Source organism: Rhizobium metallidurans (assembly GCF_014196505.1).
GTDB classification, from domain to species: domain Bacteria; phylum Pseudomonadota; class Alphaproteobacteria; order Rhizobiales; family Rhizobiaceae; genus Rhizobium; species Rhizobium metallidurans.
Window position 1 is genome coordinate 50166 of record NZ_JACIDW010000002.1, and the last position, 26952, is coordinate 77117.

General features: G+C 62.4%; 23 protein-coding genes. 5 read left to right on the forward strand and 18 right to left on the reverse strand.

Annotated features, from left to right (window positions below; genetic code table 11):
- Positions 1-94 precede the first annotated feature (94 nt).
- Complete coding sequence (locus GGQ67_RS04140) at positions 95-1258, reverse strand: GGDEF domain-containing protein (RefSeq protein ID WP_343056467.1); 1164 nt, start codon at positions 1256-1258, stop codon at positions 95-97.
- 702 nt (positions 1259-1960) lie between these two features.
- On the opposite strand from GGQ67_RS04140, the gene GGQ67_RS04145 reads away from it, so the two are divergent.
- On the forward strand, positions 1961-3385 hold the full coding sequence (locus GGQ67_RS04145; RefSeq protein ID WP_183898940.1) for a Dyp-type peroxidase: 1425 nt from the start codon (positions 1961-1963) through the stop codon (positions 3383-3385).
- A gap of 231 nt (positions 3386-3616) precedes the next feature.
- Here the strand turns inward: GGQ67_RS04145 and dusA are convergent, their stop codons facing one another.
- Positions 3617-4648 (reverse strand): tRNA dihydrouridine(20/20a) synthase DusA, encoded by a 1032-nt coding sequence (gene dusA / locus GGQ67_RS04150; protein ID WP_183898941.1) that lies wholly within the window; start codon positions 4646-4648, stop codon positions 3617-3619.
- 358 nt (positions 4649-5006) lie between these two features.
- Here dusA and GGQ67_RS04155 point away from each other — a divergent pair, with 358 nt between their 5' ends.
- The gene (locus GGQ67_RS04155) at positions 5007-5726 is read left to right on the forward strand and encodes a fumarylacetoacetate hydrolase family protein (RefSeq protein ID WP_183898942.1); all 720 of its coding nucleotides are present in this window, start codon (positions 5007-5009) and stop codon (positions 5724-5726) included.
- A gap of 12 nt (positions 5727-5738) precedes the next feature.
- The gene (locus GGQ67_RS04160) at positions 5739-6269 is read left to right on the forward strand and encodes a gamma carbonic anhydrase family protein (RefSeq protein ID WP_183898943.1); all 531 of its coding nucleotides are present in this window, start codon (positions 5739-5741) and stop codon (positions 6267-6269) included.
- A 4-nt stretch (positions 6270-6273) separates the two neighbouring features.
- Here the strand turns inward: GGQ67_RS04160 and GGQ67_RS04165 are convergent, their stop codons facing one another.
- The 3 genes from GGQ67_RS04165 to GGQ67_RS04175 are packed head-to-tail and all read right to left on the reverse strand — an operon-like array spanning position 6274 to position 8436.
- A complete protein-coding gene (locus GGQ67_RS04165) occupies positions 6274-6672 on the reverse strand; it encodes a Fur family transcriptional regulator (protein WP_183898944.1) in 399 nt (132 codons plus the stop codon).
- The gene (locus GGQ67_RS04170) at positions 6669-7487 is read right to left on the reverse strand and encodes a metal ABC transporter permease (protein WP_183898945.1); all 819 of its coding nucleotides are present in this window, start codon (positions 7485-7487) and stop codon (positions 6669-6671) included. Before GGQ67_RS04170 ends, GGQ67_RS04165 begins: the two co-directional genes overlap by 4 nt.
- Positions 7480-8436 carry an ATP-binding cassette domain-containing protein gene (locus GGQ67_RS04175; RefSeq protein ID WP_183898946.1) on the reverse strand — a complete coding sequence of 319 codons (957 nt, stop codon included), beginning with the start codon at positions 8434-8436 and terminating at the stop codon, positions 7480-7482. Before GGQ67_RS04175 ends, GGQ67_RS04170 begins: the two co-directional genes overlap by 8 nt.
- A gap of 101 nt (positions 8437-8537) precedes the next feature.
- On the opposite strand from GGQ67_RS04175, the gene GGQ67_RS04180 reads away from it, so the two are divergent.
- A complete protein-coding gene (locus GGQ67_RS04180) occupies positions 8538-9494 on the forward strand; it encodes a zinc ABC transporter substrate-binding protein (RefSeq protein ID WP_183898947.1) in 957 nt (318 codons plus the stop codon).
- A 144-nt stretch (positions 9495-9638) separates the two neighbouring features.
- On the opposite strand, the gene GGQ67_RS04185 is transcribed toward GGQ67_RS04180, so the two are convergent.
- The 12 genes from GGQ67_RS04185 to GGQ67_RS04240 form a co-directional block, all read right to left on the reverse strand.
- Positions 9639-11009, reverse strand: coding sequence for an IS1182 family transposase (locus GGQ67_RS04185; RefSeq protein ID WP_183898948.1), 1371 nt, complete (start codon positions 11007-11009; stop codon positions 9639-9641).
- 108 nt (positions 11010-11117) lie between these two features.
- On the reverse strand, positions 11118-11486 hold the full coding sequence (locus GGQ67_RS04190; protein ID WP_183898949.1) for an RcnB family protein: 369 nt from the start codon (positions 11484-11486) through the stop codon (positions 11118-11120).
- Between the two features lie 109 nt (positions 11487-11595).
- Positions 11596-12099: a GNAT family N-acetyltransferase gene (locus GGQ67_RS04195; protein ID WP_183898950.1), complete on the reverse strand. Its 504-nt coding sequence runs from the start codon at positions 12097-12099 to the stop codon at positions 11596-11598.
- Positions 12100-12109: 10 nt separating this feature from the next.
- A complete protein-coding gene (locus tag GGQ67_RS04200; RefSeq protein WP_183898951.1) occupies positions 12110-13723 on the reverse strand; it encodes a glycoside hydrolase family 43 protein in 1614 nt (537 codons plus the stop codon).
- Positions 13724-13817: 94 nt separating this feature from the next.
- Positions 13818-14849, reverse strand: a complete 1032-nt coding sequence (mgrA, locus tag GGQ67_RS04205; protein ID WP_183898952.1) for an L-glyceraldehyde 3-phosphate reductase — start codon at positions 14847-14849, stop codon at positions 13818-13820.
- A gap of 122 nt (positions 14850-14971) precedes the next feature.
- Positions 14972-16105: a Gfo/Idh/MocA family protein gene (locus GGQ67_RS04210; RefSeq protein WP_183898953.1), complete on the reverse strand. Its 1134-nt coding sequence runs from the start codon at positions 16103-16105 to the stop codon at positions 14972-14974.
- Between the two features lie 8 nt (positions 16106-16113).
- Positions 16114-16875, reverse strand: a complete 762-nt coding sequence (locus GGQ67_RS04215) for a sugar phosphate isomerase/epimerase family protein (RefSeq protein ID WP_183898954.1) — start codon at positions 16873-16875, stop codon at positions 16114-16116.
- A gap of 42 nt (positions 16876-16917) precedes the next feature.
- Positions 16918-19383, reverse strand: a complete 2466-nt coding sequence (locus GGQ67_RS04220) for a beta-mannosidase (RefSeq protein ID WP_183898955.1) — start codon at positions 19381-19383, stop codon at positions 16918-16920.
- A 126-nt stretch (positions 19384-19509) separates the two neighbouring features.
- A complete protein-coding gene (locus GGQ67_RS04225; RefSeq protein ID WP_183898956.1) occupies positions 19510-20595 on the reverse strand; it encodes an ABC transporter ATP-binding protein in 1086 nt (361 codons plus the stop codon).
- 3 nt (positions 20596-20598) lie between these two features.
- The gene (locus GGQ67_RS04230) at positions 20599-21537 is read right to left on the reverse strand and encodes a carbohydrate ABC transporter permease (RefSeq protein ID WP_183898957.1); all 939 of its coding nucleotides are present in this window, start codon (positions 21535-21537) and stop codon (positions 20599-20601) included.
- Positions 21530-22435: a carbohydrate ABC transporter permease gene (locus GGQ67_RS04235; protein ID WP_183898958.1), complete on the reverse strand. Its 906-nt coding sequence runs from the start codon at positions 22433-22435 to the stop codon at positions 21530-21532. The genes GGQ67_RS04230 and GGQ67_RS04235 overlap by 8 nt, the downstream gene beginning before the upstream one ends.
- 218 nt (positions 22436-22653) lie before the next feature.
- Entirely contained in the window at positions 22654-23889 is a 1236-nt protein-coding gene (locus GGQ67_RS04240) for an ABC transporter substrate-binding protein (RefSeq protein WP_183898959.1), read from the reverse strand.
- Between the two features lie 453 nt (positions 23890-24342).
- On the opposite strand from GGQ67_RS04240, the gene GGQ67_RS04245 reads away from it, so the two are divergent.
- Entirely contained in the window at positions 24343-25374 is a 1032-nt protein-coding gene (locus GGQ67_RS04245; protein ID WP_183898960.1) for a LacI family transcriptional regulator, read from the forward strand.
- Between the two features lie 111 nt (positions 25375-25485).
- On the opposite strand, the gene gndA is transcribed toward GGQ67_RS04245, so the two are convergent.
- A complete protein-coding gene (gene gndA, locus GGQ67_RS04250; protein WP_183898961.1) occupies positions 25486-26916 on the reverse strand; it encodes an NADP-dependent phosphogluconate dehydrogenase in 1431 nt (476 codons plus the stop codon).
- Positions 26917-26952 lie beyond the last annotated feature (36 nt).

A 26952-nucleotide genomic window follows, 5' to 3' on the forward strand; every position in this document is an offset into this window, starting at 1 on the left:
GGGAATGTCCCGGGCGGAACTGTTCATCCGGTCCTTGAGATAACCGGTGCTCGTGAGTTTCAATCGCTTTGGCTTGGAGTGACAAAAGGTCCGCCTAGTATGCCACATGAATGGCGGGCGCCTCTTGCGCCGGCGTGCCTTCCAGCATCACCCGGTTTCGACCGGCATCCTTGGCCGCGTAGAGGGCCGCGTCGGCGCGCCCGATCGTTTCGGTCAGCGACACGTCGCTTGATGCCACGCAGGCGACGCCGAAGCTCGCGGTGATCTTTCCCACGCCGGCGATATCGGGCTGTCCGGCTGCAGAGAAGGCGAGCCGGATCGCATTCGCGACCTTGCCGCCGTCGGCAAGTGCCGCGCCCGGCAGAAACGCCACGAACTCCTCGCCGCCGAAACGCGCGGCGAACGCGCCGTCAGGCAGGCGCGCCTTCAAGAGTTCGGCAAGGCCGGCGATGACGCTATCGCCGGCGGCGTGGCCGAACGTGTCGTTGATCCGCTTGAAGTGGTCGATGTCGCAGAGAAGAATGGCGCCCTTCAGCGCACCGCGGGCTCTCAGCCTGCTGGTCGTTTCCTCGAAGCCGCGCCGGTTGAGCAGACCGGTGAGGGAATCGCTCTCGGCGGCATCTCGGTAGCGCTCGACCGTGTCGAGCGTCGTCGCGGCCAGCGCCGAAAGCGCAAACAGCAGCGCGATGACGGAAGCCCCCGCCTGCATGACAAACGCGTAAGTGGAGGTGCCGAAGCTCTCCAAGTCGCCCCCAGGCGAGAATATCACCAAGAGGATGACATTGCGGACGATCGCCTCGACCACGATCAGCGAAGCCACGCCGAGCAGGATGCGGTCGATCGTCCGCCGGGCGCTGCCGAGCGACGAGCCGATCGCGAATACGAGCAAGGTCGAGCACGCGATGTCGCTGATGAGAAGCTCGGCCGGCAGGCTTTCAAGCACCAGCACCGAATAGGCGAGTGCAGCATAGGCCACGACGCAAACGCCCAGGCGCAAAACCATGCGCGACGGCTGACGAAAACGGCTCAGGAGGGCGCCGCTGTAGAAAAAGAAGGCGGAGAGAAAAAGAGCGTCGGCGCTCAGCGCCTGAACGGGAATCGGCAGCCATGCGAAAAACATCGGTACCGAGAAGGCGACGGCAGCGGATAGAAAGCCCGCCGCCCACAACCCGGCTTCGCGCGATCCGAACCTTGAAACGACGAGGAAGGTGCAGCCGAAGGTCAACATCATGACCGGGAGCATAAAGGCAAAATTCACTGCGGCACCCATCGAACGAGCATGACGAAAAACGGCATGCAAACACCGCCTCGATCAAAAGCGCTAGCCACTCAACGTTAACAAAAACCTACCGGAAGTAGAATACACATCGATCGAAACGGGTGCAAGGGGGCGGCCCCTGCATCGAAACAGCGTTCGAACACGACCGCCCCATGCCGCTCACGCGCCAGCGGCGCGGTGCGGCCCTCCGGCATCCTCCGAGCCGAAGCGCACATTCCCTTTTCTCGTCACCGAACAGCGGGATAGAGCTGTGACAGGTAGCATCTCGAAACGCCGGCCAATCGCCCTTGTTCCATCACATTCGTCGTGATCGCATCGTCTCCGCGACCATGCTGACGGCCGCCACACGCAACCCGATCAGGACCGACCACCAGAGGGCGAGCGTTTCATTCTGGCGCGGAAACTCCCTCCAAGCCACTGCTTTTAAATAGCTATTGCGATTATTAGCAAAATATGAGATATAAATGATAGGTTGCATATGCAACCATAAAAAGCAAGCACAGATAGATTGCACCCATGCCGGCAATGCGCCCGCCAGTCTCTGGCGGCGATGATACCGCTTGCGAAAAATCGATGATTTTAGACCTCAGCAAGACATCAGCAGATCAACCGTCGGTCTGAGCAGTTCCAGCTATGCGCATGAAGACATCCCAGGCCGACCAGCCCCGAGGAGGAGGAGCCATGCCTTTCGATCTGACCCAACCGCTTTCATGGGAAAGCGCCGCGGGAGACGCCGCCGTGATGCTCGACGAGCTTCAGCCGAACATCGTCAAGGCCCATACCCGCGAATTCCTGACCATCCTGTTCCTGAAGTTTTCCGACCCCGCCGGCGGTCGCGCGTTGCTAAAGGCGCTGTCGCAGCCGCCGACAGGCACGCCGCTCCTGAAGTCGGCGAAAACCCACCTGCAGGAGGTCAAGGCCTTCAAGGCGACGGGCACCAAGGGCACGCCCTATGTCAGCGTCGGTCTCACCGGCGACGGCTACGCGGCGCTGAATATCCCCGCCCCCAAGATCCCGCCGGACGCCTCGTTCCGCTCCGGCATGAAAAACGCCGGCCTGAACGATCCGGCGCCTGGCACCTGGGAACCGCATTTCCGCGACGCCATCCACGCCGTCATCCTGGTCGGGGACCAGATGTCCGGCCCGCGCAACAAGGCGCTGACGGCGGTGCGCCACCTGATCCAGGCATGCCACGGCGTCCATATTCTCGGCGAGGAAAAGGGCCACGGCCTGCACAACAGCAATGGCGACGGCATCGAGCACTTCGGCTATGTCGATGGCCGCAGCCAGCCGCTGTTCCTGACCGAGGATATCGACGACGAACGCCTGACGACCGACGGCGCCACCAATTGGGATCCCGCCTTCGCGCTGAACCGCGTGATCGTGCCGGATACAGCCGCCCCCGATCCCTCTAGGCACTTCGGCAGCTACTTCGTGTTCCGCAAGCTCGAGCAGAACGTCAAGCAGTTCAAGAAGCAGGAAAAGGCGCTGGCCAAGCGGCTGCATCTGAAGGGCGAGGATGCCGAGCGGGCCGGCGCCATGCTGGTCGGCCGCTTCGAGGACGGCACGCCGCTGACCACCCAGTTCGCCGACGGCAACCACCACCCGGTGCCCAACGACTTCGACTATGACAGCGATCCGAATGGCGCCAAATGTCCGTTCTTCGCCCATATCCGCAAGGTCAACCCGCGCGGCTCCGGCGGATTCGAACAAGTGGACGTCGAACGCCTTCATATCATGGCGCGCCGCGGCCAGACCTATGGCGTGCGCACCGACCAGCCCAACGACGGCCGCATCGAAAACAAGCCGAGCAAGGATGTCGGCCTCCTGTTCATGGCCTTCAACGCCGATATCGCCGAACAGTTCGAGTTCGCGCAATCGACCTGGGCCAACAGCCCCGGCTTCCCCCGCGTCCCTCCAGGCGCCGGCGCCCCGGGCCTAGACCTCGTGATCGGCCAGAGCCCCAACCCGCGCCCCGACATCCACTGTCCGGTCGAATGGGGCGGCACGACCACCGCGACCACGACCGCGACACCGCAGGCGGTGACGATGAAAGGCGGGGAATACTTCTTCATGCCGTCGTTGGCGTTTTGTCGGAGTTTGTAGCGGGGGTTGGTATCCCATACGAGGGGTTGTGCCGCGTGGCGCCCCCTCTGCCCTGCCGGGCATCTCCCCCACAGGTGGGGAGATTGGCAGGACGCACCCGCTCGCTCCGACCTCAACGTTTGGCGAAAACCTCACCACGAGTCGATCTCCCCCCTTGTGGGGGAGATGTCCGGCAGGACAGAGGGGGGTAGACCCCACGGCACCACGCTCAAAACGCAGGCAGTCACCCCCTCAAGCGCTGACCGCATCCTCCGCCACACCCGAGAAATCCACCGCCGCGAAAGCCGCCGCGATCACCTCCGGCCCGGCCCCGGCCTTCACCGCATCGGTCGACAAGATCTGCCTGTAGCGCCGCGCCCCCGGCAGGCCGGTGAACAGCCCCACCATATGCCGCGCCACCTGCTGCAGCCGGCCGCCATCGGCGATATGCCGCGCCGCGTAATCCATCATCCGGTCGCGCAGCAGCTCCCAGTCGAAGGCCTGAGCCTCCGCCCCGAAGAAGCGATGATCGACATCGGCGAGCACGCCGGCATTCTGATAGGCCGCCCGCCCGAGCATGACGCCATCGACATGCCGCAGATGCTCTTCGGCCTGATCCAGCGTCTGGATGCCGCCATTGATGCCGATGAACACATCCGGCCGCGCCTGCTTGGTGCGGTAGACGATGTCGTAATCGAGCGGCGGGATCTCGCGGTTTTCCTTCGGCGACAGGCCCTTCAGCCAGGCCTTGCGCGCATGAATCCAGATCGCGTCGGCGCCGGCATCGAGCACCCGGTCGAGAAGATCAGGCAGCGCCTTCTCCGGCTCCTGCTCGTCCACCCCGATCCGGCACTTCACGGTAACCGGCGCCGAGGACACCTTTTTCATCGCCCGGATGCAATCCGCCACGACATCGGGCGTCAGCATCAGGCAGGCCCCGAAGGTGCCCGATTGCACGCGGTCCGAGGGACAGCCGACATTGAGGTTGATCTCGTCGTAGCCGTAAGGCGCCGCGATCTCCACCGCCTTCACCAGCTTCTCCGGATCGGAGCCGCCAAGCTGCAGCGCCACCGGATGCTCGGCGGCATCGAAAGACAGCAACCGCTCGCGCGGCCCATGGATGATCGCGTCGGCGACGACCATTTCCGTGTAGAGCAGCGCGTTGCGGCTGATCTGCCGGTGGAAGTAGCGACAATGCCTGTCGGTCCAGTCGATCATCGGCGCAACCGCGAAGATCGGCCGCTTCGTTTCAAGCGCCTGTTTGTAGAAATGCGTTGGTGTCATGCCGCGCTCATAGCGCAAAGTGTGCGAAAACGCCAGTTTCCCCGTGCAGGGCAGCAATGCCGGAACGCAAAGCACAATCGCATATGCCAAAGATCCCCTCCCCACCCTCCCCACAAGGGGGAGGGCTTAACCCGGCCGCGCTGTCGAACCTCAATTGAGTCAGACGGTTGCCACGGGTCCTCTTCCCCCTTGTGGGGGCGCGAAGCGCGGGTCGAGACCGTTGGCTCGGCCCCGGCAGGCCGGCAGGCCAGAGAGGGTGTTGGCTCACAAGCGATTGAGGTCTTCGACGCTTCCCCCCGCTTCGCTTTTGCGGCTAAGATGCCCGGACTCACGAAAACAGCAAGAGCATCCCCCATCCATGTCAACGTCCCTCTCCTCTTCCGCCCCGGCCGCCGGCACCGTCATTCCGCTTCCCGCGCCCGTCCTCATCCCCGTCGAAGGCACGTCCGATCGATTTCCGGTCCGCCGCGTTTATTGCGTCGGCCGCAACTATGCCGACCATGCCATCGAGATGGGCCATGATCCGAGCCGCGAGCCGCCCTTCTTCTTCCAGAAGAACGCCGACAATCTGCTCGCCGACGGCAAGGACTTCCCCTACCCGCCGCTGTCGAACGACGTCCATTTCGAGGTCGAATGCGTGCTGACGCTGAAGGCGGGCGGCAAGGATATCGCGATCGAGAACGCGCTCGATTGCGTCTACGGCTATGCCGTCGGCATCGATTTCACCCGCCGCGACCTGCAGGCGGAAGCCAAGAAGCTCGGCCGCCCGTGGGAACTGGCGAAGGCTTTCGAACATTCCGCTCCCGTCTCGGCGATCGTCCCGGCGGCAAAGCTCGGCCACCCCGACGCCGGCCGCGTGTGGCTCGATCTCAATAACAAGCGCGTGCAGGATGGCGATCTCAACCAGATGATCTGGAAGGTGCCTGAAATCATCGCCGAACTGTCGAAGCTGTTCGAACTCGCGCCCGGCGATGTGATCATGACCGGCACGCCTGCCGGAGTCGGCGCGGTGAAGCGCGGCGACCATATCGATTGCGGCATCGACGGCATCGCCAAGCTGTCCATCGACGTCGCCTAAGGAGAAACGACCATGCCGATCTATGCGCTCTCGGGCCACGAACCGGATTTGCCACCGTCAGGCACATACTGGATCGCGCCGGATGCGCATGTGATCGGCAAGGTCACACTCGGCACCGATGTCGGCGTCTGGTTCGGCGCGGTGCTGCGTGGAGACAACGAGCCGATCACGGTCGGCGCGGCGACCAATATCCAGGAAGGCGCCATGCTGCATACCGATCCCAGTTATCCCCTCACCATCGGCGAAGGCTGCACTATCGGCCATCATGCCATTGTCCACGGCTGCTCAATCGGAAACAATTCGCTTGTTGGCATGGGCGCCACGGTGCTGAACAGCGCCAGGATCGGCAACAACTGCCTCGTCGGCGCCAATGCTCTGGTGACGGAAGGCAAGGAATTCCCCGACAACTCCCTGATCGTCGGCTCCCCCGCCCGCGCCATCCGCACCCTCGACGACAATGCGATCGAGGCGCTCAGGCGCTCTGCGGAAAAATACGTCGCCAACTGGCAGCGTTTCGCCCGCGATCTCAAGCGGCTGGATTAATGGATCAAGCCGCGCAGGCCTCGCAAAGCCCGCGCATCTCGATCGTCGTCTTCTCGGCCTTGAACTTCCTGGCCTTGGTCCAGTCCGTCAGGCGATTGTCGACCTCGTGGTCGTGGAACTCCATCACCTGGCCGCAGCTCTCGCAGATGGCGAAGGCGACGATGCCGTGCTTGTGGCAGTTCTCGCCGGGATGGGCACAGGCGACGAAGGAATTGATGCTCTCCAGCCGGTGCACGACGCCGTATTCGAGCAGCTTTTCCAAAGCCCGGTAGACCTGCAGCGGCGCACGAAAGCCGTGGTCGCGCAGCTTGTCGAGAATGGTATAGGCGCTGAGCGGGCCGTCGGCCTTTTCGAGGACGTCGAAGACAAGCGCCTGATTCTTGGTCAATGCGGGTGCGCTCATGAGCCTTGTCCTTCCGTGACCGCTTGGCCCCGCCCGAGCTTGGGCAGCAGGCTGAAAATGAAGAGAATGAGAGCCGCGACCACGATCGACGGGCCAGAAGGCGTATCGTAAGTCAGTGAGCCGAACAACCCGCCGACGACGGCAATCGCCCCGATCAGCGAGGCGAAAACCGCCATGACCTCCGGCGTCGAGGCAAAGCGACGGGCGGCGGCGGCCGGAATGATCAAAAGCGATGTGATCAGCATGATACCGACGATCTTCATGGCGATGGCGATGACGACGGCCATCAGGAGCATGAAGAACAGCCGTGCCCGCTCCGGCTTCAGCCCTTCGGCCTCGGCAAGCTCGGGATTGACGGTCGAGGCGAGCAGCGGCCGCCACAGCCATGCGATCGCACCAAGCACCAGAATGCCGCCGCCCCAGATGAAGGCGATATCGGCCTTGGAGACCGCGAGGATATCGCCGAACAGGAAGGCGATGAGGTCGATGCGCACCCACGTCATGAAGGCGACCATCACCAGTCCGATCGCCAGCGTCGCGTGCGAGAGAATGCCGAGCAGCGCATCGGCCGACAGCGCCTGCCGCTTCTGCAGCAGGAGCAGCAGGATCGAGACACCGGCCGCCACCACGAACACCGAGAGCGTCAGGTTGAACTGCATCAGCAGCGACAGCGCCACGCCGAGCAGCGCCGAATGCGAGATCGTATCGCCGAAATAGGCCATGCGCCGCCAGATGATGAAGCAGCCGAGCGGCCCCGTGGTCAGCGCCAGACCGATACCGGCAATGATGGCGCGTATGAAGAAATCGTCAAACATGGCGCGCTCCCGCCGGATGCTTATGCCCGTGCCCGTCATCGGCCGTATGATGGTGAGCGTGGTCATGGCCAGCATGCTCGTGATCATGATGGGCATGATCACGTGAGTGGCTTGAATGATCATGACCAGCGTGATCATGGCCATAGTGATGGCCATCTTCAGGGTGGCAATGATCCGTCACCGAGCCATCCGCATGCAGAACGCGGCCGTCGGGGAGATGCGTATGATCGTGATCGTGACTATAGACGGCAAGCGACTGCGCCGCGCGGCTGCCGAAGAGGCGCACATATTCGGCACTCTGCGTCACCGCCTGCGGCGTGCCCCGGCAGCAGATATGGCCGTTGAGGCAGATGACGGTATCGGTCGCCGCCATCACCACATGCAGGTCGTGCGAAATCAGCAGGATGCCGCATCCCGTCGTGTTGCGGATCGTCTTCATCAGGTCGTAGATGGCGATCTCGCCGGAAAAATCGACGCCCTGCACCGGCTCGTCGAGAACCAGCAGATCGGGCTTGCGGGCCATGGCGCGCGCCATCAGCGCTCGCTGGAACTCGCCGCCGGAGAGATGCTGCACCTCGGCGTCGCGCATATGGGAGAGACCGACGGCACCGAGCGCCTCCTTCATGTCGCTGTCCGACAGCGGTCCCGTCAGCGTCATCAGCCGGCGAACGGTGAGCGGCAGCGTCCAGTCGATAGCGAGCTTCTGCGGGACGTAGCCGACCTTCAGGCCGGATGCGCGCGTCACCTTGCCCTCGTCGGGCCTGATCACGCCGATCGCGGTCTTCACCGTCGTCGACTTGCCGGACCCATTGGGGCCGATCAGCGTCACGATCTCGCCGCGCGAGACCGAAAAGTCGACGCCGCGAACCAGCCAGCGGCCGCTTCTGCGGACACCGACATTGGAAAGCGAGACAAGCGGCCTCGCCTCGGAAGTTGCGGGTAATGGCATCGTTTTTCCGAAAGTGCTGTTGGGGGTTGCTATCGCACACGTTATAGCATAACGCAATTGATGTAATAACATTACACATGTAAATCAAGCGGAGCAGATACATGAAGCTTTCAAGCGCCCTTGGCCTGACACTCCCGGCCCTCCTCCTTGCCGGCACGGCGCACGGCGCGGACGCGCCCGTCGTCGTCACCTCGATCAAACCGGTGCATTCGCTCGTCTCCGCCATCATGCAGGGCGTCGGCACGCCGGAGCTGATCGTCGATGGCGCCGCCTCCCCGCACACCTATTCGATGAAGCCGTCCAACGCGCGCGCGCTGCAGAACGCCAAGGTCGTCTTCTGGGTCGGCCCGGGCCTCGAGGTCTTCCTGGCAAAGCCGCTGGAAGCGCTCGGCACCGATGCCAGCATTGTCGAACTCGACAAGGCGCCGGGCCTGACCAGGCTCGCGTTCCGTCAAGGCGGCGCCTTCGAGGCTCATGACGATGGCGACGACGATGATGGCGATGAGAGCGGAACCGACCATGATCACGGCCATGGCGGCTTCGACACCCATCTCTGGCTCGACCCCGTCAATGCCAAGGCGATGGCCGCCGAGATCACCACGACGCTCGTCGCCGCCGATCCCGCCAATGCCCTTGCCTACCAGGGCAATGCCGAGGCGCTGAACGCCAGGCTCGATGCGCTCGACAAGGAAATTTCAGGCATCGTGTCACCAGTGAAGGATAAGCCCTTCATCGTCTTCCACGACGCCTATCAGTATTTCGAGCACCGCTATCATGTGCGCGTCGCGGGCTCGATCACCGTCAGCCCGGAAACCATTCCCGGTGCGGAGCGGATCGCCAAGATCCACAAGAAGGTGGCCGACCTCGGCGCCACCTGCGTCTTCGCCGAACCGCAGTTTCAGCCGCGCCTCGTCGACGTCGTGCTCGAGGGCACGAAGGCCAAGGCTGGTGTGCTCGATCCCGAAGCCGGTACGCTCGATGCCGGCCCGGACCTCTATTTCACGCTCATGCGCGCGATCGCCAACAATCTGAAGGATTGCCTGTCACGCGAAAGCTGAGACCGGCCCACCGCATAGGAAAAGGGCGGCCGAAGCCGCCCTCAGACTGCTGACAAACCCCGTCATTTTTTGGCGGGGTTTATTTTGTTCTGAGTTGCGCGCTGGATCGGCTGTTTTGAACGAGGCTTTCGGATGGCCGCTTGCTCATGCTGGGCTCGGTTGGCTGGCCTTGGTGAGGGCGATTGCGATCTTCTTGATGTTCTGGGCGGTTGCGGCCATCAGGCACTGGCATTGGACCCGAACGAGACTTCGGAACCGTGCGTAGCGGTGGCCATGCAGTTGTTTGGCGTCGGCGAAGGATCGCTCGACCGTCTCCTTGCGCCGTTTATAGACCGCCTTGCCCCAGGGCTTGAGCCGGTTGGCATCGGTGCGCTCGCGGGCATCGGCCCAGACATGGCGGGTGATAGTGCGCACCGCCTTGCCGTTTGTGGTGCACGACGCCAGTAGCGGGCAATCGCGGCAGATCGCCGGGTCTGACGTGTAGTGGCGATAGCCGTTGCGGTCGGTGGTGGCGTAGGTAAGCAACTGGCCTTCGGGGCAACGGTAGCCATCCACCTCGGCGTCATGGACGAACTTCGACTTGCGCATCATGCCGGCTTTCGGCGGGGTCGGATTGCGGTAGCCGGTGACGCCGAGGATGGCGCGATCCTCCAGGCCGTTGGCGATGCCTGAAGTCGCATATCCGGCATCCAGGCCCACCGCCTTCACATCGAATGAGAAGCGCTCGCGCTGGCGGTCCAGCCGGTCGAGGTAGACGATGCTGTCATGCACGTTGGCCGGCGTCGCATGGGTGTCGGTGATGATCGCATGACGGCCATCGACGGTGCGATGATCGAGATAGAAGAAGCCCTTGGGCTTGCCGTCGCGCACCATGTAGCCGCTGTCGGGATCGGTGCGGCTGACCTTGGTCTGCTTGATCTCGGGCTCGCGCTCCTTCTCCTTCAAGGGCTTCTGGCCATGCAGCGCCCGCTCGGCCTCGATCGCCCTGTCGAGATCGGCCCAGTAGTCGGAACGCGACTTGGCGACCATCTCGAGATCGTACTTGCCCTTGTTGGCATTGGCCTTCAGATGCGTGCTGTCGGTATAAAGAACGGTGCCGTCGACCAGGCCATGGCCGATCGCCTGCTCAACGATGTGGTCGAAGATGTCCTGGGCGACCGACGTATCGTTGAAGCGCCGCCGCCGATTCTGGCTGAGCGTCGAGGCATCGAACACCCCGTCCGTCAGCTTCATCCGCAGAAACCAGCGATAGGCGACATTGACCTCGATCTCGCGCACCAGCTGACGCTCCGAGCGGATGCCGAACAGGTAGCCGATGAACAGCGCCTTGAACATCAAGGTCGGATCGAGCGGCGGTCGGCCGTTGTCGGCGCAATAAAGCCCGGCAACGCGATCATGGATAAAGGTGAAGTCGATCACCGCATCGATCTTGCGAAGCAGGTGATCCTTGGGAACCAGACTGTCGAGCGTCACCATCTCGAGAGCCGTCTGTTCGGGAGCAGGTTTCTTCAACATGTCCCAGTGAATCACAAACCCCCAGCCAGAGCCAGGGGTTTGTCAGCAGTCTGAGGGCGGCCGAAGCCGCCCTTTCCCGATCAATACCCGATCAAGCCCATCGGCCGATCAGCGGCCGCTGATGATGTTCGAGATCACATTGCCGGCAATGCTGATCATCAGATAGTCGTTGTCGACCCGGACCCAGCGATAGCCGCGCGGCGGCGCCGACAGGCGGTAGCGGCGATAATCACGCACGTCCTGCATCCTGCGGCGCTCCGCAGCGCTCATGCGCTGGCCACGGTTCCACTTGTACTTGGTGACCCTGACCTCGCGCTCCACGACGACGGGACGACGGTAGTCCTGCCCGACGGCCGGTCGGCGGTGATCCTGCGTGGCGGCTGGTCGGCGGTGATCCTGCGCACTCGCCTGCGTGGCGGCCACCAGCGGCGCGGCCAGGAAAGAAGCGGACAGGAGAACGGCGAAGATCTTTTTCATTGGGGGTTCCTCGTGTTGAACACACCCCATACCTAGCCCCGAAATAATGAACCGAAACTGAAAGTTTGATTAAATTCCCGTAATCCTCACAATGCCTTATTAAAATATCCTAATATTCGTATAGAACGAACGCCATCGCAATCACATCAAGGAAACGCCCGTCGATGCGTACCGCTTGCCTGCCAATTCCTTCGCGAGCGAAACCGACACGTTCATAGAGACGAATGGCGCGGGCGTTATCGGCGTGAACGCTGAGCTCGATACGAACCAGTCCCTTTGCCAATGCATCGTCGATTGTCACCCTGATCAGTCGCTCCCCCAGCCCCTGCCCACGAAAGCTCGGAAGAATGCCCATGCCGAGCGCGCCGCCATGCGCATGAACCGGCTGAGAGTGCCGGCGAATGTCGCACCAGCCGACGACCGCGCCTTTCGTCGTCGCCACGAACTGCGAGTGTCCATGGGCAATCATGTCCCGGACGAAGTCACGCGTGCTCTCGAGCGGCGGCGCTTCCAGAAAGGTCAGGTAGCGGCGCTCGCGGGCAACCGTGTCGAGCGCGTGGTGAAAGCTCTCGATGTGCCGATCCGCGATCGGCTCGATGATGATCTCGCTCATGCCACTCCGCTTAAAGCTCCTCGTAGTTGAACCAGTCGAAATCGGCCGTCTTTGCTCGACCCGACGTGTCGAAGGCGAAGACGCCGGTGAATGCGCCAGTAAACGAGCCATGCTCGCCGCGCCCGCCTTCGTCCGAAACCACGCCGGCGTCGAGCACCGGCCCGATTGGCCGCCAAGCGCCCATGCCTTCCGTCTGCCAGAAGAATTGCAGGTCGTTGTCGCGGATTTCCATGGAGAGCTGGACACGGCCGCTGGCGGGAAGCGCCTCGCCGCTGCCGGCGGGAAAGCTCAGCCGGCCGTTCGGATAGTCGCCTTCGCAGGACAGGATCGTCACGCAGCGTCCGAGCGTTTCGTGCAGCGTCACCGCCACCGCATGGAACTTGTGCCTGTTGTAATAATGCGTCAGCCCCGCCACCTGCTGGTAGGTGGCGGGATCGAATTCGACGACCGTCTCGGCCCGGAAGCTGTGATGCTCCTGCCGCCGCGCCACCAGCGCCTGCTCGAACCAGGAGCCGATGCTCTCGCGGGCGATCAGCCTGATATGGCCGGGCCGTTCCGTGAGGTTGAATATCCGCTCCGGCCTCGGCGTGCGCAGCCACTGAAAGGCGGAGGGAAGCGCGTCGCCGTCGAAGCTGTATTCGCTGCGCGTCGGCTTCTCGACCGGCACCGCGCCATCAAGTCCCGGAACGCTGACATCCGGAACCACCGTGCCGTTTTCGAGATAGAGCCAGCCGTCGTCCTTCCACACACATTTCTGCAGGCTGGTTTCGCGCCCCAGCGTGCAGCGTCGCTTCGGCGGCATCGGCCGGCCGCAGAGATGGGTGTGATAGACCTGACCGTCGGGCGTTTCGACATATTGCCCATGCCCTGCCCGCTGCAGAATGGCTTCCGGATGATCCTTCGAGGTGATCAGGTGCGTGTTCGGGTGCATCTCGTAGGGGCCGCCTATGTCGCGCGACCGCGCCATCGTCACCGCGTGATTGTAGCCGGTGCCGCCCTCGGCGGTCGTCAGATAATAATAGCCGTTGCGCTTGAAGAGATGTGGCCCCTCGACGAGCCCGAGCGAACTGCCGGCGAAGATGTTCCTGATCGGCCCCTTCAGCGATTGCGTTTCAGCATCCCACTCCTGCAACAGGATGCCGTCGAAAGCCGGAGACTTCGGCGCGCCGCCGAAGCTCTCGGTGCGGTGGTTCCACTGCATGTTGAGAAACCATTTGCGGCCGTCCTCGTCATGAAACAGCGATGGGTCGAAGCCGGAGGAATTGACGTAGACGGGCTCCGACCATTCGCCTTCGATCGTTGGCGAGGTCACGATGTAGTTATGCGCATCCTTGAAGTTGCCATCGAAGCGCTTCACGTCGGTATAGACAAGCCAGAAAAGCCCGTCGGAATGGGAGAGACAGGGCGCCCAGACGCCGCAACTATCGGGATTGCCACGCATGTCGAGCTGCGAGGCCCGCTCCAGCGGCCGCCGTACCAGCGTCCAGTTCACCAGATCGCGCGAGTGGTGGATCTGCACGCCGGGATACCACTCGAAGGTCGAGGTCGCGATATAGTAATCGTCGCCGACACGGCAGATCGACGGGTCCGGATTGAAGCCCGGCAGGATCGGATTGCGGATCATGGTGACGTCTCCTCCCAGACGCGCGCACTTTCTGCGGCACGTACATCACATCGGACATGAAAAACGCCCGGAAGATCGTTCCGGGCGCCTCTGCTTATTCGCGTTCGGCGGACTTCGCCCAGAGATTGATGTCGGCCTCGCGGGCGTAGCCATCGATCTCCTTCAGCTCCTCGGCGGTAAACTCCAGATTGTCGAGCGCCTTGACGCAATCGACGATCTGCGACGAGCGGCTGGCGCCGATCAGCGCCGAGGTCACGCGGTCGCCGCGCAGCACCCAGGCAATCGCCATCTGCGCCAGCGTCTGGCCGCGGCGTTCGGCGATCTCGTTGAGCTTGCGGATGTTGTCGATGATCTGCGGGCGGATGAAGTCCTTCTTCAGGAAGTGGTTCTGCGCCGCGCGGCTATCCTCGGGGATACCGCCGAGATACTTCGTCGTCAGCATGCCCTGTGCCAGCGGCGAGAACACGATCGAGCCCATGCCGACCTCGTCGAGCGTATCGAGCAGCTTGTCGTCCTCGACCCAGCGGTTGAGCATGGAATAGCTCGGCTGGTGGATCAGGCACGGCGTGCCGAGATCCTTGAGGATGGCGGCGGCTTCGCGGGTGCGCTGCGAATTGTAGGACGAGATGCCGACATAGAGCGCGCGGCCGGAGCGCACGATATGGTCGAGCGCGCCGCAGGTCTCCTCCAGCGGCGTATCCGGGTCGAAGCGGTGCGAATAGAAGATATCGACATAGTCGAGACCCATGCGCTTCAGACTCTGGTCGCAGGAGGCGATCAGATACTTGCGGCTGCCCCACTCGCCGTAAGGACCCGGCCACATGTCGTAGCCGGCCTTGGACGAAATGATCAGCTCGTCGCGCAGTCCGGAAAATTCGGTGCGCATGATCTCGCCGAAGGCGGTCTCGGCGCTGCCGGGAGGCGGGCCGTAATTGTTGGCGAGGTCGAAATGGGTGATGCCGAGATCAAACGCCGTGCGGCACATGTCGATCTTGCGGTCATGCGGCGTGTCGCCGCCGAAATTGTGCCAGAGGCCGAGCGAAACGGCCGGAAGCTTCAGGCCGGAACGGCCCGTGCGGTTGTACTTCATCTTCGAATAGCGGTCGGAAGCCGGTTGCCAGCTCATATGTCCTCATCCTCATGTAGAAACGGCGCGGGTTGGTCGCCCGCGCCGGACCATAGACCTTTAGGCACGTACTTCAAGAGCGCCTGTCACGTCATAAGTGCCAATCACTTCAAGAGAGCCAATCACTTCAGAAGCGCTTGGGCCTCTTCGATGCCGAGTGCGGCCGGCTGCGTGCAGGTCGTCGTCAGCTCGATGAAGCGACCTTCGTCACCCGACTTCAGGATCGAGGTCATGACATCGACGCCATGCAGCGTGCGATCGAGCGAGCAGCGCGCGTCGCGTCCCTCGATGATCGCCATCGCCATGTCGGCCAGACCCGCCGTGCGGTAGTTGGCGCGCGGTCCCTGCGGGCTCTCCTGGTTGAAGATACCGAAGGGATGCTCCCAGCCGTCGAGCGGCTTGATGTCCTTGTCGCGGCCGCTGGCCTCGACGACGCCGCCGAAGAAGTTCGGATCCGGCACGTAGAGCGAGCCCTCGGTGCCGTAGAGTTCCATGTTGGCGTGGCGATGCGACCAGACGTCCCAGCTGGCGGTCAGCGTGACTGTCGCGCCGTTGACGAATTCCAGGATCGCCTGGATCGTCGTCGGCGTTCTGACCGGGATAACCTCGCCGTTGCGCGGTTCGCTGGTGATCGTGCGGGTCGGCGATGCCATGGAGGTCATCGCGCCGACACGCTTCACCGGTCCGATCAGGTTGATCAGGTTGGCGATATAGTAGGGGCCGAGATCGAGGATAGGGCCGCCGCCGGGCAGGAAGAAGAAATCCGGGTTCGGATGCCACATCTCCATGCCCGGGCTCATGACGTAGCACGCGCCCGAGGTGACGCGGCCGATGCCCCCCTCGTCGATATACTTGCGGGCGAGCTGATGCGCGCCGCCGAGGAAAGTGTCGGGCGCGCAACCGACGGAGAGGTTCTTCTCCTTGGCGATGCGGCGCAGCTCCTCACCCTGCTCGAGGGTGAGGACCAGCGGCTTTTCCGAATAGACGTGCTTGCCGGAGAGAAGGATCGCCTTCGATACGGGGAAATGCGCATCCGGGATGGTCAGGTTGACGACGACGTCGACCTCCTCATCGGCGAGCAGTTCCTCGATCGTCTGCGCCTTGACGCCATATTCGGCGGCACGCGCCTCGGCCGCCTGCATGTTGAGGTCGGCGCAGGCGACGATCTTGAGCCCCTTGAAGAGCGGCGCCAGCGAAAAGTAGGTGGTGGAGATGTTGCCGCATCCGATGATGCCGACGCCAAGTTCCTTGGTCATGATAATCCTCAGTAGGTCTTGAAGGATGCGATCGAGCGGGTGATCAGGCGATCGATATCGGCAGGATTGTCATGCTCGACGACGTAGTGTCTGGTCTTGGTGCCCTTCAGCGCCGCGACGAGCTTCGCCCAATCGAGCGTGCCATGGCCGACATCCGCCCAGCCGTCCTCGTTCTTGTTTTCGCCAGCTGGCGCGATGTCCTTGACGTGCGCCGAGGTGATGCGCGAACCGAGCTTCTCGATCCATGCGAAAGGATCGGCGCCGCCGCGAACGACCCAGGCGATATCCGCTTCCCAGGAAATATCGGGCGCGCCTTCGAAGATGCGCTCGATCGGCAGCGAACCGTCGGCGAGCTCGACGAATTCGAAGTCGTGGTTGTGCCAGCCGAACTCGTAGCCCGCATCCTTGTAGGGCTTGCTCATTTCCTGCAGGCGCTTGCCGAAGGCCAGCCAGCCGGCGCCATCGGTCGGACGCTCATAGGCGGCAAGATGCGGCGCATAGATGGAATCCATGCCGAGGATCTTGGCAATGTTCAAAGACTTCTGCACTTCGCCATCGAGGAAGTCCGGGCTGAAATGGCCGCTCGCCATCGTGAGGCCGTTCTTGTCGAGCTCGGCGCGCAGGCTCTTCAGACCGGCATCGTCGAGATCGGCATAAATGCCGCCGAAGCCTTCGACTTCCTGATAGCCGGCCTTGCCGAGCTTTTCGAAGATCGCCGAATAGGGCTGGAAGTTGCGGGCGCTATAAAGCTGGAAGCTCAGTTTCGTCATAATATCCTCCTCGGGCCTCGTGCCCATTCATTTCAATCAGGATCAATCCACGGACTGGCAGGACTGCAGGTCGTAGAAACGGAATTCCGGCAGGGCGCCATCAGCAAGCGGCGCTGCCGGGGTGAAGGTGATGCGGCGCGTCTCGCCCGCCGCCAGATCGAAGGCATTGTCGGAATACTTGCCGTCGGCCTCGGTCTCGATCATCACGAAGAGCGCAAGTCCCCTCGCGGTGACGTTGAGGCAGACGGAACCGTCCTCCTCGACATATTCGTGCGTGACCATCAGGCCCGCGGGCTCGAGCTCCAGCGTTTTGTAGGTGCCGTGCACGTAATGTCCCTCGCCGCCCATGCCGTTCGACGCCGTGAAGCGCCAGGCAAGCAGCGTGCCCGAGGGAATCTCGGAGACCTCGATGCTAGCAGCCGTCACCGCCGCGTCAGGCGTGCAGACCGCCTGCACATCCTTCAGGTGCCTGCGCTCGCCCTTCATGTCAAGGACCGAGACCGACAGGTCGATACTGACGTCAACAAGGGTGTCGTTGACCAGCGAGAAGCGGATCTGCTTGCCGTCGTCGGATGGGATGGCGGCGACCGCGACCGGTTGGAAGAAGCGCTTGACCAGATAATGCATCGCCTTCCAGCGACCGCCGTAATCGAGGCTCGACCACGAGGCCACCGGCCAGGTGTCGTTGAGCTGCCAGTAGATCGTGCCCATGCAATGCGGCTTCAGCGACCGCCAGTATTCCACCGCCGTCTTGATCGCGAGACCCTGCTGGATCTGGCTGAGATAGACGAAATTCGGGAAATCCTTCGGGAAGCGGAAATAGCGGAACATCGTGCCGGCGATGCGCTCGTTGCCACCAGCATTCTTCTGGTGCAGCTCCATGACCGGTGACGCGACGTTCATGTCCTTGGCCTCGGCATAGGTCTTGATAACGGGCAGCGAGGTGTAGGACTGGAAACCGAATTCCGAGCAGAAGCGCGGGCGCACCGAGCGGTAATTGTCGAACGACTTGTTCTCGTGCCAGACCGACCAGTAGTGCATGTCGCCGGAGCCATCGGCATGCCAGGCATCGCCGAAATCGAGATAGCCCGACGCCGGGCTCGACGGCCACCAGATCGCATCCGGCGCCGCCTTCTTCATCGCCTGCTCGATCACCCGGTTTAGGCGATCGTAGGAGACGAGATAACGGTCGCGGTCCTTGCGCGATTCCTCGAACCATGTGAGCGCGCCCACCAGCTCGTTGTCGCCGCACCAGAGCGCGATCGAGGGGTGCGAATTCAGGCGACGAACCTGGTAGTCGACTTCGAGCGCGACATTGTCGAGGAAGTCCTCTGTCGAGGGATAAAGATTGCAGGCGAACATGAAGTCCTGCCAGACCATCAGGCCGAGCCGGTCGCAGAGGTCGTAGAAATGATCATGCTCGTAGAACCCGCCGCCCCAGACGCGGATCATGTTCATGTTGGCGGACTTGGCCGATTGCAGCAGGTCCTCGGTCTTCTCGGGTGACGACAGCGAAAACAGCGCGTCGGCCGGGATCCAGTTGGCGCCGCGGCAGAAGATTTCGCGGCCGTTGACCTTCAGCGCGAAGCGCGCGCCGGCGGCATCAGGCGTGGTGATGAGCTCGACCGTGCGCAGACCGATCTGCTTGGTGACGGCATCGGAAGGCAGATCGACGGTGAGCGCATAGAGCGCCTGCTCGCCGCTTCCCGCCGGCCACCAGAGGCGCGGCTTGGAGATCTCGAAGACATGATTGACGACGGTCTCACCGGCGCCGACGCCGACATCGAGACGCACCCGCTCGCCATCGAGCGAGAAATGCACGGGAACGATGCCGGGGTTCTTCGCAAACAGCGTCGCTGAGACCTTGAGATCGACGGAGCCGTCGAGATTGTGCACCTGCTGCGTCGTCACATGCTCGATACGGGCGGTGTCGAGCCGACGCAGCGCGATCGTGCCGTAAAGCCCGAGCGGCGCGATCGCGATGTTCCAGTCCCAGCCGAAATGGCACTGCGGCTTGCGCAGCATGTTGCCGTTGGGGATCGGCGAATTGCCGGTCGAATAGGGAATGTAGAAGGGCTGCTTGCCCTGCCGGTCGGCGCCCGCCGCGATGCTCGAATGAAGCACGATGCGGATGACGTTCTCGCCGGATTTCAGATGGCTGCTGACATCCGGCCGGTAGCGGCGGAAGCTGTTGTCGGCGACGAGCGCCGGCGCGCCGTTGATGAAGACGGCGGCCACCGTGTCGAGATAATCGATATCGAGGTACCAGTCGCCATCGGGCTCCGACACCGTGAAGCTGCGCTCGATCGACCAGTCGCGATGCGCCACCCACTGCACGACCTCTTCGTTGCGGCCGAAATAGGGGTCGGGGATCAGCCTGGCGGCATGCAGCGCCGAATGCACGTCGCCGGGAAGCGTGATCGGCGCGGTGATTTCACCATCCGTGGAGGTGAGCTTCCACGAGCCTGAGAGGTCGAGGTTGAACCCGTTGGTGGGCAAGGATGTCATAGCACTGTCCGATCAGGCCGCTCTTGGGAGAACCCGTCACCGGGCTGCGACCGAATGTGGTTGGCCGACAAGGCCGATTGTAAGAACGGGCGGAACCGCTGTAAGCCCCGCCCGCAGCGTAGTCGTCTAGAGGCGCAGTTCCGTTTCGGCGTCGAAGATCGATGCCAGCGACATGTCGAAGCCGAGCTTGACGGCGGTGCCGGGATTGAAGCGGCGGGCGCCGTTGATGCGCACCGACATCGTATGTCCGGCATGCTTCAGCCAGAGCAGGTTGTCGGCGCCCATCGGCTCCTCGATATCGACGGTCGCGTCATGAACCTCGGCGCCGAGGTTCTCGTTGACCTTGATATGCTCCGGCCGCACGCCGAGCGTCACCTTCCGGCCCGCCTGCAGCGGCGCGCTCGCCTCATAGGCATCGACGTTGAAATCGACGCCGTTGGCGGTGAACACGGTGGCATCGCCCCGCTTGGCGATCTCGCCGCGCAGGAAGTTCATCGACGGCGAGCCGATGAAGCCGGCGACGAACAGGCTGCCCGGCTTGTTATAGATGGTCGTCGGATCGGCAAGCTGCTGGATCTCGCCGTTCTTCATGATCGCGATGCGGTCGGCGAGCGTCAGCGCCTCGATCTGGTCGTGGGTGACGTAGATCATCGTGTTCTTCAGCGACTGGTGCAGCCGCTTGATCTCGACGCGCAGTTCCGAACGCAGCTTGGCGTCGAGGTTGGAGAGCGGCTCGTCGAACAGGAACACGTCGACATCGCGCACCAGCGCACGGCCGATCGCCACGCGCTGCCGCTGGCCGCCGGATAGCTCCGCCGGCTTGCGCTTCAGGAGCGGCTGGATCTGCAGGATCTCCGAGGCGCGGGCCACGCGCTTCTCGATATCGGCCTGCGGAATCTTGGCCACCTGCAGGCCGAAGGAGAGGTTCTTCTCCACGGTCATCTGCGGGTAGAGCGCGTAGGACTGGAACACCATGCCGATGCCGCGGTCCTTGGGTTCTTCCCAGGTGACGTTGCGGCCCTTGATGTGGATCTGTCCCTCGCTGATGTCGAGCAGGCCGGCAATGCAGTTGAGCAGGGTCGACTTGCCGCAGCCGGAAGAGCCGAGCAGCACGAGGAACTCGCCGTCGTTGATCTCGAGGTTGAGATCCTTGAGCACGCTGACCGCACCGAAGTTCAGCGAAAGGTCTTTGATGGAAACGCTTGAATTCATGGATCAGCCTTTCACTGCGCCTGCGGCGATACCGCGGACGAACAGACGTCCCGACACGAAATACACGATGAGCGGCACCAGACCCGTGAGGATGGTTGCGGCCATGTTGACGTTGTATTCCTTCACGCCCTGGACGGAATTGACGATGTTGTTGAGCTGCACGGTCATCGGATAGTATTCCGGCCGGGTGAAGACGACGCCGAACAGGAAGTCGTTCCAGATGCCGGTGACCTGCAGGATCATGGCGACGACGAAGATCGGCAGCGACATTGGCACCATGATCTTCAGGAATATCTGCCAGAAGCCGGCACCATCGACGCGGGCGGCCTTGAACAGCTCCTGCGGCAGCGATGCGAAATAGTTGCGGAAGAGCAGCGTCAGGATCGGCATGCCGAAGATCGAGTGCACGATGATCAGCCCCGTCAGCGTGCCGTAGATCCCCATTTCCCTGAGCACGATGACGATGGGATAGATCATCACCTGGTAGGGAATGAAGGCACCGATGACGAGGATCGAGAAGAACAGCTCCGAGCCCTTGAAGCGCCAGTTGGCGAGTGCGTAGCCGTTGACCGAGGCAATCGCGATGGAGACGATCACGGATGGCACGGTGATCCGCACCGAATTCCAGAAGCCGCGGGAAAGACCGTCGCAGTTGAGGCCCGTGCAGGCTGTCGCCCAGGCCTTCACCCAAGGCTCGAAGGTGATTTCCATCGGCGGCGAGAAGATGTTGCCCATGCGGATTTCGGGCATCCCCTTCAGCGACGTGACGATCATCACGTAGAGCGGCAGCAGGTAGTAGGCGGCGGCGACGAACAGCGTGCCGTAGAGCATGATGTTGCGTGGCGAGAGCACCCGCTTCGGCTTCGAGCCATTCGGTCCGTCGAAGGACTTTGCGGGTCCTAGTGCGACCTCGGCGGTCTTGAGAGCGATGGTATCAGGCACGTTTACGCCCTCCCCCGAATTCCAGATAAGCCCATGGAATGATGATGATCGCGACCGTGATCAGCATCATGGTCGAGGCGGCGAAGCCCTGCCCCAGGTTCTGCGCCTGAAACATGTAGTCGTAGACATATTTGGCCGGCACTTCCGACGAGATTCCGGGTCCACCGGACGTCTGCGCCACCACGAGGTCGTAGACCTTGACGATGCCGGACGCGATGATGACGAGCGTGGTGATGAAGACGGGACGCATCATCGGGATGACGATGAAGAGATAGGTCTTCCACATCGGAATGCCGTCGACGCGCGATGCCTTCCAGATGTCCTCGTCGATCCCGCGCAGGCCGGCGAGCATCAGGCACATGACGAGGCCCGTTCCCTGCCAGAGCGCTGCGATCAGCACGCCGTAGATCACGATGCTCGGCGTATAAAGCGGATCGAAGGTGAAGCTCGTCCAGCCGAGCGAACGCACCACCGACTGCACGCCGAATTCCGGATTGAGCACCCATTGCCAGACGAGGCCGGTGACGATGAAGGACAGCGCGAAGGGATAGAGAAAGATCGTCCGGAACGCATTCTCGAACCGGATCTTCTGATCCATCAGCGCCGCCAGCGTAAAGCCGATCACCAGGCTGAAGATCAGGGAAAAGATGCCGTAAAGGGCGAGGTTCTCGATGGACACGATCCATCGCGGCGCGGCCCAGAGCCGCTTGTACTGGTCGAAACCAACGAAGCTCATCCTTGGCAGGAGCTTCGAGTTGGTGAAGGAATAGAACACCGTCCAGAGCGTTCCGCCGAGAAAGATGACCACGGCGGTAAGGATCATCGGGATGGATGCGATTTTGGAATTCAGATTGCGCAGCAACTGATTTGGCCGGCCGGCTTTCGCTGGACCCGTCATTGTGTTTCCTCCTGACACGTACTTGCTTCTGTGACCGAGAGCAGCGGCCGTTGCCGGACACCGCTCCCGTCTCTTGCCCCGGATGGTTCCAGCCGCATTCTCGCGGCGGGAACGCATCGGGAAAGCACTGCCGCGAGCCCGCCGCCATCAGCGGCTAGGGCACATCCGGCTCTCCGTTCCTGGGCGGAAAGCCGGATCGCGGCAGCACGAGCAGACGATCAGTCGGCGGAGCCGATGATTTCAGCGAAACGCTTCTGCGCGTCTTCAGGCGTCATCGAGGCATTGGAGAAGAACTCCGAGAAGAGGTCTTCCTTCTGCTTCTGGCTGTCGGCCGAAAGCAGCTGGTCGGTGCCTTCGACCACATTGCCCTTGGCAAGGATGTCGAGACCCTTCTTCATGCAGTCGTTGGCGGCCGCGAGATCGACGTCACCGCGAACCGGCAGCGAGCCCTTCTTCAGGTTGAAGGCAACCTGGGTCTTGGGATCGAGAAGCGTCTTGGCGAGAACGTCCTGGGCCTTCGTCTTCTCGGCATCCTTGAGCACCGGGAAGTAGAACGCATCACCACCGGTGGAGATGATTTCGTTCACGCCCAGCCCCGGAAGGCAGGTGTAGTCGGTACCGGCTTTCTGGCCAGCCAGAGCGAATTCGCCCTGCGCCCAGTCACCCATGATCTGACCGCCGGCCTTGCCGGTGATGACGAGGTTGGTTGCCTGGTTCCAATCCTGGACATTGCTGCCCTTGGACATCTTGCGGGCGTCGTCGGCCGCCTTGAAGACCTTGGCGATCTCGGGACCGGCCGCGGTTTCCGCATCCTTGTCCTTGAACACCTTCAGGAACGTGTCCTTGCCGGCGATCGCCACCATCAGCGTATCGAAGGCGCCTGCAGCCTGCCATGGCTGGCCGCCGACGGCGAGCGGCACGATGCCGGCCTTTTCAAGCGCAGGAGCCGCCGCGACGAATTCATTCCAGTTCTTCGGCACTTCGATGCCGGCCTTCTTGAAGGCGGCATTGGAAAGCCACAGCCACTGCCAGGAATGGATGTTCACAGGTGCGCAATAGATCTTGCCGTCGATCGTGCAGCTGTCGAGCAGGCTCGCCGGACGGACGATGTCCTTCCAGCGCTCGGCGGTCGCGACATCGGTCAGGTCGCGCATAAGGCCGGACTGCACCAGTTCCTCGGCCTGGCGGCCGTGGTTGAACTGGGTGGCGCCCATCGGATCGCCGCCGGTGATACGGCTGACCATGATCGGACGCGCCGTGCCGCCGGACCCGGCGATAGCGCCGTCGACCCACTTGTTGCCGGTCGCGTCGAATGCCTTGGCGAGTTCCGCCACGGCGGCGGCTTCGCCACCCGAGGTCCACCAGTGCGTGACTTCGAGATCGGTGGCCTGTGCCGCACCGAGCGGCAGGGCGACGGATGCGCACAGCGCTGCCGCCATCAAACGAATATTCATGAGTTCTCCTCCCTCACTGAAACGTTGCCGGAAAAACTTAGTTCAATCGATATTGCCGCGCAACAGCCACCCCTTAAAATTTTCTTTTCGACCCTGCTTTGCTACCATTGCCTGTCTTTAAAGACCCTTCCCCGCAAGGCGCCGCAAGACCAACATCCGGCGATGTGCAATCGCACACACGCACTATCACTATGTTTAATAACGATATATTATACTGGTATCGTCACATGACTTCCGATTTTCGTTCGCAGGTGCAAAAAATTCGTGCAAAAACCATCGATTCAACCATTGAGAGCACACGAACCAGAACGATCGGAAAAATCGCTCGACATTTCTACTGCAACGTTACAGATTTTAAGGCCCGTGGGAGGGAACGACATTTGTGTATTCGTGCTTACAGCGCTGCGAAAAGCATCTATAAGCGAACCAAATCGCGTAGGACGGCCTAGAGGGATGAAAAACAAAGCGAATTTCGGGGCGACGGTGACCGAGCCATCTCGGGAGAGACCGACACTGAAGACGATTGCCTTCATGACCGGCCTCGGCATCACCACGGTTTCCCGAGCATTGAAGGATGCGCCTGATATCGGCGCGGAGACCAAGGAACGCGTGCGCATGGTGGCCAGCCAGCTCGGCTACCAGCCGAACCGCGCCGGCGTGCGTCTCAGGACCGGCAAGACCAACGTCATCGCTCTGGTTCTGAGCATTGACGAGGAGATCATGGGCTTCTCGAGCCAGCTGGTCTTCGGCATCTCCGAGGTCCTGACCGGCACACCCTACCACATCGTCGTCACCCCCCACTCGCACAGCAAGGACCCGATGCTGCCCGTCCGCTACATCCTGGAGACAGGTTCGGCCGACGGCGTCATCATCTCCCGCATCGAGCCCGACGATCCCCGTGTGCGGCTACTCAGCGAGCGCAACATGCCCTTCGCGACGCACGGACGCACCGATGCCGGGCTGATGCATCCCTTCCACGATTTCGACAACGAGGCTTTCGCCCACCAGGCGGTCGCCAAACTCGTCGCGCGCGGTCGCAGGCGCATCGCCCTCCTCCAGCCTCCGAGCAAGCTCACCTATTACACGCACACCCGCATCGGCTTCCAGACAGGCCTCCACGACTATGGCGCCGAGGAAGTGCCGCTGCGCGTCACCATCGACACGCCGCTGGACGAGATCCGCAACGCCGTCGAAACCATGATGCGCTCAGGCAACGCGCCCGATGGCATCGTCTGTCTCGCAGGCAGCGCCGCCATCGCCGTCAATGCCGGCATCGAAGCCGCCGGCAAGCGCCTCGGCCGGGACGTCGACATGGCCTCGAAGGAATCGGCTCCGATCCTCAACTGGATTCGTCCGGAGATCATCACCGCCTATGAAGACGTCCGCCATGCCGGGCGCGAGATGGCCAAGGCCGTCATCGCCCGCATCGACGGCGTCGAGCCCGAGTTGCTGCAGAGCATCAGCCAGCCCGTGTGGAAGGCGTAAGCCAGGCATTATTGGACGGCTGGCGAACCGGCCGTATCGACGCACCACATCAAGCAAAACAGCCGGGCATGGACCCGGCTGCTTATCGTCATGTCACTTCTTGTCCGCCGTTTAGAACGTCGCGGCGCCACTGCCCCACGGGCCGTGGTGGAAGTCCTTGCCGTCGAGACGATCGAAGCCGTGGGCGCCGAAGAAGTCGCGCTGTGCCTGGATCAGGTTGGCGGTGCCGCGGCCCTGGCGGTAAGCGTCGAAGTAGGTGAGCGCCGAGGTGAGCGCCGGAACCGGCAGGCCGGCCTGAAGAGCCGCACCAACGACGCGGCGAAGCGCCGGCAGCGATTCCTTGACCATATCCGAGAAGGCCGGCGTCACGATCAGGTTGGCCGCATCCGGCGCCTTGGTGAAGGCGGAGGTGATCTCGTCGAGGAACTGCGAACGGATGATGCAGCCGTCACGCCAGATCCTGGCAATGGTTGGCATCGGCAGCGACCACTTGAACTCGCGCGAGGCTTCCGCCATCACCGCGAAGCCCTGTGCGTAGGCACCGATCTTGGCGGCGAAGAGCGCCAGTTCCAGATCCTTGACGAGTTCGGGGCCGTAGGCGACCGGGAATTTGTACTCCGGCTTGCCGAAGATCTTCTCGGCGGCTTCGCGCTCGGTCTTCATCGACGACAGGCTACGGGCGGCAACGGCCGCTTCGATCGCCGTTGCCGGAATGCCCATGTTCTGCGCTTCGATCGCCGACCACTTGCCGGTGCCCTTCTGGCCGGCCTTGTCGAGGATCATGTCCACCATCGCGCCGCCGGAGATCGGATCGGTGGCGGCCAGCACCTTCTCGGAGATCTCGATGAGATAGGAGTTCAGGCGGCCCTTGTTCCAGTCGCCGAAGATGCCGGAGATGTCCTTGGCGTTCTTGCCGAGGCCGTCGCGCAGGATGCCGTAGATTTCGGCGATCATCTGCATGTCGGCATATTCGATGCCGTTGTGGATCGTCTTGACGAAGTGGCCGGCGCCGTCATTGCCGAGCCAGGCAACACAGGGGTCGCCCTTGTACTTGGCGGCGATCGAGGTCAACACCGGCTCGACCCGCTTCCAGCTATCCTCCGTGCCGCCGACCATGATCGACGGGCCGTGGCGCGCACCTTCCTCGCCACCGGAAACACCCATGCCGATGAAGGTCAGGTCGGTGTCCTTGAGGCGGTCGAAGCGGGCGATCGTGTCGCGGAAGTTGGCGTTGCCGGCATCGATCATGATATCGCCCTTGGAGAGATGCGGACGCAGCAGCTCCATCTGCTGATCGACCGGCTCACCGGCCTTGATCATGATGATGATCGGGCGTGGCGGGCGGATCGCTTCGACGAACTCCTCGATCGTCTTGCATGGAATGATCTGCTTCTTCAGATCGCCGGCGCTCTCGTAGAACTCGTCGGTCTTGTCGGGCGTACGGTTGAACACCGCAATCTTGTTGCCCTTTTCCGCGATGTTCAGAGCGAGGTTGGAACCCATGACCGCAAGGCCGATCAGCCCGATTTCTGCCTTTTCCACGTTAACTCTCCGGTTAGAGCATGTCGCGCAAAAATG